Below are 9,159 nucleotides of genomic sequence, written 5' to 3'. Positions count from 1 at the left end.
AGGGATCTAGACTCTGAATGAGTTGTATAAATATAAAAAAACTTCCTTGGAACAGAATTCCATAGGAAGTTTCTTTGTGTTTGGGATCTACTCTTGTTTCTTTTTGTAAGGGATAAGACTGGACAAACCTGCTAAGAGGCCAAGTCCAAGTAGGGCTAGCTGAGAGGTTTCTTCACCTGTTGCAGGTAGATGAGTTCCTTCTTGAGGGGTGTTAGGAACAACTTCAGGGAGTTCCTCTTTTTGGCTTGTTGTTTCAAGAGGTTTCTCCTCTTCTTTGTTAGAGAGAAGTGTTGATCCCTTTTCTTCATGAGCATCAGTCGTGTTTGCTTTTGTCACGGAAGGAAGAGGGCTAACTGTTTCTTCTTTTTCTGTTTCTGGGGATGGTTGTGGAGTAGGGATTTCTTTGACCTTGTAGGCAAAAATCAAGATGGTTGTTCCCACTTCTACGTTCCCAGTTTGTTCAGCTGCACCGATCCGTTCGTAAATGTGGCCGTCGTAGGAGATCTCATCTGGTGCGCTAGCGACGTAATGGGTTCCATTGTCCACATTTGTTGCAATAGCAAGCTCTGGTTGCAATTCAGTGTTAGTATCTTGGATGACAAATCGCGCGATGACCGTTCCCGTAGCTAACTTGTAATCATAGATGACTGTTTTCATTCCCTTAGTGACTGTGCCACTTGGATCAGCAGAATCAGCACGGTGTCCAACTAGATGGTAGATACGACCATCTTTTGTGATTTCTGTTGGGGCCTCACTGGTGTACTTAGTACCGAAATCTACCTCTGTAGCAAGGTCTTGCGCCTCTTGCAGATCAGTGTCACTTCCCTCAGTGAGGAATCGTACTCTGACAGATCCTTTGGTGATAGCGTAGGAAATAGCAGTATCAGCTGTTGGAGAATCAGGGCTTGGAAGAAGATAGCCTTTGGTTTCGTCAAGTGGATCCACAAGATTTAAGACTTGTCCATGAGCATCTTTTGGCTCTAATCCCTCCACGTAAGGAAGGATAGCGGTAGGAGACGCGATGGCAGTTGGATTTGTGGGATCATTTAGATAAGGGATCTCTTTTTGAGCATGGGCTGGTTCTTTACCAGTAGCATAGCTGATCCTATAGGCACCGACTGGGCGATAGATGACCGTATCTGTGATGTCTGCTGCATCAGCATGAATGCCAGTATGTTCTCCTGCTTTTGTCAGATCAGAAGAGGTGGCATCAGTCGATTCTTCTGCTACGACAACATAGCCTTTTTTGACGGGATTTTCAAGAGCTACAAAGCTTGTGCCGTCTTGAGCTGTCCAGTCTTCAAGACTTGTCTCGCCTGTCACCAAATTGATGGTACCTTTGCGAGTGAAATGAAGGCTGTCAGTTTGATCAGCTATTCCTGCAGGCTGGCGGTTAGATCCATCGTTGTCCTCTGTTACATAGGTCACTGTACGGGTCACTGTTTCAGATAAATGATCCAGATCAGCCGTTGTTTGACCAGCTGGAGCTAGAGGAGTTGGATAGACACGACCCTCGCTGTCTCCTGGAACAACTTGACCGGCTTGGATGGGCTGTGTTGCAGAAAATTCCACAATTTTTGGTGCCAAGCGGACAATAAACTCTTGAACCCCATCTTCATTTGTGTTGTCAGCGTCGCGGTCAAAGTTTGGTTGTCCGTCTGCATCGAAGCCATTCTCTACTAGTTCATAGCCTTTCTTCAAATAGTTGGCGATGGTTTCTTTTGTAGAGTAGTTGATCTTTTCACCTGTATGACCAACCAAGTCACTGGAACGTTCGAGCTCAACTCCGTTTTCGTCTTGATAAAGAACATGAGCGGCTTCATTGAGTTTGACGTAGAGCATATCCCATACATCTAGACTCGGAACATCGATAGCAGCCATCCATTGGCCAGCTCCTCCGTCATAATAAACATTTGCGCTTGTTTCTCGGAGGTTGATGTTGTATTTTCCTTCAACAGCATCAGGTGTTGCCCAGTAAATGCTGGAGTGTTCAGCCTGGTCTTTTGTAATTTTTCCGAGTGGAACAAAAGCTTGAATATTGGTCAGTTTTTCGGTTGTATTCACAGCGCTGTTCCATTTGTTTTCAGTGATGCCGACCAAATTGATCAAGTGAGCAATTCGATCACCTGTCTTGGTTTCTTTTGTAATGGTATAAACGGTTCCAGGTTGAACCCCGTCAGCATTATCCAGGTTGGATCCGATGAAGTTGCCGTTCACCAGTACATTTGTATTGTCTACGATTCGACGAGTATCATGCGCCAAGGTGTCGCGCCCGCGGAGCAGCTCTTGATAAGCAACGATGAATTCTTGGTAGTTGAATTCTGCATTGGCAAAATCAGCATTGACTGGTAGGTTTTGATTGAGATACCATTCTGCTTGGATCACCCCAAAACCTTTGGCATCCTGAGAAGTATTGAGGGCTGCAGTCGTCATATGGTAACCACCGCTCGCTGCGATAATAGCATCTGTCAGCAATTCGTTGTCTTTGCTGAGGGCTGATGCATTTTTACCACGATGGGTATAGGCTGCGATGATAGGAGATTTCCCCTTGTATGAATCACGCATCCGTTCGGTAAGGCGCGTCAAGGCTTGGTAGGTAGAGTCATAAGCAATGCTATCTCCCCAAACTTCCGCATAAGGTGCAGAGACATTGGTCTTACCTAGTCGATCAGCATCTCCAGTAGAGATATCGTTGATCATGAAGTCATAGCCTTCTTTTTTGAGGGCCTCTGTCGCAGCTGTGGCTAGTTCTGGATAGTGTTCGCTCAAAGAGAAGCCTTTTCCAGGTTCACTGACTTTTTCCACCCAGTTAGATCCCATGGTATCCCCTTGCCATCCATCAAAATTCCCTTCTTTCATGGCTTTAGTCATGACTTCAATGATAAATTTTTGCCAATTTGGATCGCCTGGATCAAGAAATTGTTGGATATCAGTCGCTGTGACATCACCCTTTTTGCCAAAATTGAAATGGTCTTCTAGATTGCGAACAATGGCACTTTTCACTTCATTTGGGACCCCTTCTTCGAGGGAAACTGCGTAAATCATGTTATACAGCATGGCTTTGGCACCAGTTGAATGGACATGAGCCACTAGCTCTTTGACTGCTTCTGTATCGATGACAGGTAAGTAGGACTTGCGCTTGTCAGGATCTGTTTCGCTATTTGGGATCAAGAAAGTCGCCCAGTCTTGAGTGAAACCTTCAATATTTGCTGGGAATGGGTTGGCAGGTGTATTGTAAACGTCGTAGAAGAAGTAGTTGTTGATGTGCATATTGGCCAATTGGTCAATACTATTCTTGTAGCCTTCTACCTGATCATTGGTGATGGAGTTGTGATTGTCTTTTGAGCCGGCAACCACCCCATAACGTGGGTAGATCGTCCAGTCATCTTCAACAGCAAGACCCGCTGCCTTATGAAAGGCTTGGGAGCCATCTGCTTTCTTACCAAGGACATCTACGATAAATCCAGCATTAGGTGAAAAGACCGTACTTGGAATCGTCAGCTCGCTACCTTCAACGTTTTTCTTTTCATAAATGACCTGATCTAAATGAGAGACAGTGACATCAGAAGAAACCACTTCAGGGTTGTTGATGGAGATCCGAACATCTTCTCCACTTTTATAAGTCGCTTTATCAAAGGTGACGTCGTTGGTGATTTTTGGAGTATTATAAGTAGTTGCTGGAGCTGCACTGACCGGTTGAGTGGCAGTTACAGTTGCTGTTGATTCCGATGGAGAAGACGTTGCTTCCGTCGTAGCACCTTCCTCACTAGTAGTGGTAGGAGCACTGGTGTTGGTTGCTACTGGTTGAGCGGTTGCTGGGATTTCAGAAGTCGGATTGGTGTTGACCTCGTCAGCCATGACAACAGAGCTTACCATCAAGGCTCCAAAAAGGGTAATCATAGAGACCAATGCCTTGTTACGTTTGCGGAAATAGCCGTGCCCTTTTTCAGAGACACTATTTTTTTGTTGTTTCATTTTTTTCTCCCACATACTGTTTGTATAGTTCGTTGAACAGTTTAAAGTAAATTGTTCTATCGATGCCAATAAGTATACGACATTTCACTAGATAGTGTCAATTTAAGAATGGAAGCCTGTTTGAAATTTTTCATGGAAGTATTAGAAAATAGCCTTACATAGGGGTTTTTGATTCATAAAAATGAAAAACTAAAAAACGTTTGACACAAAATTTCCCCGCATTTTAGAAATAGTACAAATTAGTGATAAAAACAGAACAAAGAGAAACGTTTGCATAAGTTGTAAAGCCTATTAGTAAAAGAAATTCTGCAGTTTATTCTGTTTTTATTTCTGTAAATAAAGTTAAAAAATTTTTTTTAGAAAAATGAACCGGCAAAAATCAGATATCAAACGTTTGACATATATAGAAGAAAACTAAAAAGAAAACTTTTATAAACAAGGAGTTTTATCAAAAAATAAGCAAAATTTAAATGGAGATGTGAAAAAAATTAAAAAATAATATTGACACATAAGGGGGTAAGTGTTAATATCTCTTTACAAAAATCGACACTAGTATTTAAAGTGTTGATTTTTATAAGGAGAAATTTGAAAAAAGAGGTTAGAAGGAATTATATGTCACTAATTAAAGATAACAAGACTACTAAATATGCCTTGCGTAAAACGTCTGTCGCTTTTGGTTCTGTAGCAGTCGCTACGGTTCTTGCAGTAGCAGGTGCTGCATCTGTTTCTGCAGATGAAGTTGCTTCAGCTACTACAACGGTCACTTCAACAACGGCTACTCCAACAAGATCGACAACTGAGACTAAAGAAGTTGCTGTACCAGATTATTTGGAGACTGCGAAAACAGATGCGGCGACTACTGGACTTGAAGTTACAGAAACAGAGGCAAAGACCCAAGCAGATGAAAAAACTGCTGAGCAAGATTATGCGAAGCAAGCCATTGCTATGGATAAAACTGTAGCAGACTATAAGGCAGAAATTGCAGCAAATCAAGCAACTTATGAGAAGGAAAAAGCAGTTGTAGATGCGAAAAATGCAGCGGCTCAGGCAGCTTATGACAAGGAAGTTGAAACCTATAACAAAGAGCAAGCTGCGTACGAAAAAGCAGTGGCTGAAAATGCTGCAGCCCTAGCAGATAATCAGGCTGCAAAAGCTGCTTATGAAAAAGCCTTTGAAGAATACCAAACTGCTTTTAAAGCTTATATTGAGTCTGTTAAAGCTAAACAAGCCGTTGAGACGGAAAACAATTTGGCCCAAAAGGCTTACGATATCAAATTAGCTGACTACAAGGAGAAAAAGCGTCTCTATGATGAAGCGCAAGCAGCTTACTTGATTGATAATGAACTATACAAGAAGAAAAAAGCGCAATACGATGATGCTAAAGATGCCTTCAATAAGATGGTTAAAGAGCGTGGTGGAAACCCTGAGAAGTACAAACAAGATTTGACCTTCCTCCCAGAAGAGTTGGCAGATGGGGAAACAACGACGCTTTACCACCAAACAACAGGTCTTACTACGTATTTGACAAAAGAAGGTCAATCTCGCTTGTATGGGGACGGTAAAGCTACCAAGATGTATGAAACCAAGAACCTACAAGATTCTGATTTGACAACAACGAACCCATATGCAGATAATGAAATCGAATGGGCAGTCGTCAAAGTTGGAGATAAGTTCGACGTCACATACAAGGGTCTTCGCCAAGCTAATATCAAAGAAGGTCGTGATATCAAGCGTATCTCTAAAGTGGTCTACAAGTATGAAGTGAAAAGCTTGCCATCTAATGACGGTCGAGGAATCGTTCAAATTTACAATGATCCAGCGGTAACAATGACGATCGGAAGCTCAACTGACACAGACCAACCCGTCACAGTTGGTGTTGATGTTGAATTTTATGATGAAAATGATCAATTGATTAATTTAGCTAACCATAATGCCATTTTGGCTTTGAATTCCTTAAACCACTGGAATGGAGCTTCTTATGTTGAAAATGACAAACCTCGCGCCCTTCTTGTAGAAGCTAAAGATATCAATGGAAACACTGTTCGTGGAACTTGGGATCCTTATTCAGATGGTAGCAACCCTAGTCTTGACGGAGCAGATGTCGCTGTGAAGCGTGGCTATGCAAACTTCGGTAGCGCTCAAGTCTTTAATGATGCTGACAATCCATTGAAGATCGTTGGTCAAAAAGCAACTTGGGATGGGAATGGTTTCTCAGTCAGTGAAGAAACTGTCCTTGATGTGACGACAGTCAATGCTTCAGGTGGAGGGAATGGTCATTCTATCGGAACAGAAGACTATCAATTTGGGGATAATTCTGATATTGTCGGTACTTATTCAGTTGATGCGGGATCAGGGATTTTGACCTATACTCCACGGATGAAGCACCAAAATACACCTCACGTAGAGTCTGTAAATATTGGAAATAAAGAATTTATTAAATTGCCAAATTCTAGTGTTGACCAAGATCCAACTACTAAGGAAGTATTTGCCAAGGAACAAAACCAGTACATGAATGAAGGTGCAACCTTTAATGCGGATCCTTCAAGTTCAACTAAAGGATGGGATGATCCCAAAAGTCCGTATCTCTACTATGGTGGTGGTGCAGTTATCTTGAAAGACGGCCATCTTGAGTTCACTGCTAAGGGAGCGAATGCTACGGATGAAGCAACCCTCTATTGGTTCTCAATCAATTCAAATGTTGCCTTTCCACAAGATCCAGGAGATGAACCGGTGAAACCAACCGCTCCAACCGCTCCAACCGCCCCTGAAAAACCTGAAATCAAAGACGTTCCAGCTGAAAAGGAAGTTCCTGTTCCGCCAGCTTGTCCACTTTACAAGGTAGAACCAAAAGTTCCTGAACAACCAGTGAAACCAACAGCTCCTGAATTGGAAAAGGATCCGGTGCTAAAAGAAACTGTAAAACCAACTGTAGAATGGCATAAAAATAATATTCTTGTTACAAAAGAAGAGCCGCAACCGGAACCACAACCGGAACCGCAACCGGAGCCACAACCGGAACCGCAACCACAACCAACACCAACACCTAAGCCAGAGCCTAAACCAACTACTGGCTACCATACACCTGCGCCAATGGTAGAGCAAAAAGTTGAAGAAAATTTGGTCTCAGATGTTGTGAAGGTGAAAGAAGTATTGCCACACACAGGTACAGAATCAGCAACCGCTCTTACGAGCCTTGGCATGCTTGGTGTAATTGCAACAGGCTTTGGTCTTGCTCGAAAGAAAAAAGAAGATTAAGATGTTCTTTTAATCCTTTAAAAAATCTCACGATTAAAAACCAGAAGGCACAACCTTTTGGTTTTTTTATAAAGCAAGAAAAGGGAATTGATAACAATTTCCTATAGGTTCTCCTCCATATTTGTGATACAATTAAACTACTATTATCGAAGGGAGAAACTATGATTAATTCAATTGTTTCACAAGGTTTGATTTGGGCCATTTTAGGGTTAGGAATCTTTATGACGTTCCGAATTCTAGATTTTCCAGATATGACAACAGAAGGTTCTTTCCCGCTTGGAGGAGCGGTGGCGGTGACCTTGATTACCAAAGGGGTCAATCCACTCCTTGCAACGCTGGCTGCTATTGGAGCAGGGTGCTTGGCGGGACTTGCGACGGGTCTTCTCTACACAAAAGGGAGAATCCCGACACTCTTGTCAGGGATCCTTGTAATGACATCTTGTAACTCGGTTATTCTCTTTGTCATGCAGCGGGCTAATTTGGGACTTCTGGGCTATAAAAAAATTCAGGAATTTCTTCCTTTTGCCAGTGGGTTCAATGAGATTCTGATTGGCTTGATTTTCGTAACGCTTGTGATCCTTGGTTTGATCTTCTTCTTGGATACACGCTTGGGTCAAGCCTATATTGCGACAGGGGACAATCCAGATATGGCCAAGAGCTTTGGGATCAACACTGACCGGATGGAATTGATGGGGTTGGTCATTTCAAATGGGATTATTGCTCTTTCTGGTGCACTGATGGCCCAGCAAGAAGGCTATGCGGATGCTTCACGTGGGATTGGTGTCATCGTTATTGGGCTTGCCAGCCTCATTATTGGAGAGGTGCTCTTTTCAAATGTCACTTTGACAGAGCGCTTGCTCAGTATTGCGATTGGTTCAATCGCCTACCAATTTTTGATTTGGGCTGTGATTGCCCTTGGCATCAATACCAGCTATATTCGAATCTTCAGTGCCTTGATCTTGGCTATCTGCCTGATGATTCCAACCTTTAAGGGAAAAATCATGAAAGGAGCGAAACTCAGTAAATGACAGCAATTGTAGAATTAAAAAATGTAACCAAAGCCGTGAGCAATGGGATGAACGAAGAAAAAGTCATTCTGGATGATGTTTCCTTGGAAATTCGAGAGCATGATTTTATCACGATTTTGGGGGGCAATGGAGCTGGAAAATCAACCCTCTTTAATACCATTGCTGGGACGCTTCCGGTGAGCAGTGGAAAGATTTATATTTTGGGAGAAGATGTAACCAACTATTCTCCTGAAAAGAGAGCCAAGTACCTATCGCGGGTCTTTCAAGATCCTAAAATGGGAACAGCACCTCGCATGACAGTAGCAGAAAACCTTTTGGTAGCGAAGTTTCGCGGAGAAAAGCGTGGCTTGATCCCGCGTCACCTGGCCAGCTATAAAGAAGAGTTTCAAACAGTCCTTGCTAAGATTGGCAATGGCTTGGAAAATCATATCGATACAGCCGTTGAGTTTCTATCAGGGGGGCAACGACAAGCCTTGAGTCTGTTGATGGCGACACTGAAACGTCCAGAACTCTTGCTTCTAGACGAACACACTGCAGCCTTGGATCCAAAAACCAGTCAGGCGCTCATGACCTTGACCGATGAGTTTGTGAAACAAGATGCCCTCACAGCTCTTATGATCACTCACCATATGGAAGATGCTTTGAAATATGGAAATCGCTTGATCGTCATGAAAGACGGACACATCGTCCAAGACCTCAATCAAGAAGAAAAAGCCCAAATGACCATCGCAGATTACTATCAATTGTTTGAGAAAGAATAAGATACAAAGCCCGTAAAATGCCAAGTGAAAATAGGAAATTCTTGCAGTGAGCGATGCTCACAAGAGAATTTATCTTTTTCACACAGCATTTAGGGCGTGTTCAATTACTAAGATACAAAGGACGTAGCGGATAAAGTGAA

At 42.7% G+C, this 9,159-nt stretch carries 4 protein-coding genes; 3 read left to right on the top strand and 1 reads right to left on the bottom strand.

Annotated elements, in window-relative coordinates; translation table 11 throughout:
- Positions 1 to 87: 87 nt before the first annotated feature.
- Positions 88 to 3,975, bottom strand: coding sequence for a glycoside hydrolase family 66 protein (locus tag GMC92_RS08395; protein ID WP_155200154.1), 3,888 nt, complete (start codon positions 3,973 to 3,975; stop codon positions 88 to 90).
- Positions 3,976 to 4,587: 612 nt separating this feature from the next.
- On the opposite strand from GMC92_RS08395, the gene GMC92_RS08390 reads away from it, so the two are divergent.
- The 3 genes from GMC92_RS08390 to GMC92_RS08380 all read left to right on the top strand — a co-directional run bounded on the left by GMC92_RS08390 (position 4,588) and on the right by GMC92_RS08380 (position 9,019).
- On the top strand, positions 4,588 to 7,230 hold the full coding sequence (locus GMC92_RS08390; protein WP_155200153.1) for a GbpC/Spa domain-containing protein: 2,643 nt from the start codon (positions 4,588 to 4,590) through the stop codon (positions 7,228 to 7,230).
- A gap of 161 nt (positions 7,231 to 7,391) precedes the next feature.
- Positions 7,392 to 8,258 (top strand): ABC transporter permease, encoded by an 867-nt coding sequence (locus GMC92_RS08385; RefSeq protein ID WP_003008955.1) that lies wholly within the window; start codon positions 7,392 to 7,394, stop codon positions 8,256 to 8,258.
- A complete protein-coding gene (locus tag GMC92_RS08380; RefSeq protein WP_031575699.1) occupies positions 8,255 to 9,019 on the top strand; it encodes an ABC transporter ATP-binding protein in 765 nt (254 codons plus the stop codon). Before GMC92_RS08385 ends, GMC92_RS08380 begins: the two co-directional genes overlap by 4 nt.
- Positions 9,020 to 9,159 lie beyond the last annotated feature (140 nt).

The organism is Streptococcus parasanguinis, assembly GCF_009717775.1.
In the GTDB taxonomy this organism is placed as follows: domain Bacteria; phylum Bacillota; class Bacilli; order Lactobacillales; family Streptococcaceae; genus Streptococcus; species Streptococcus parasanguinis_AG.
Note: the sequence above shows the minus strand (reverse complement) of the source record. Positions and strands in the feature narration are given on the sequence as shown.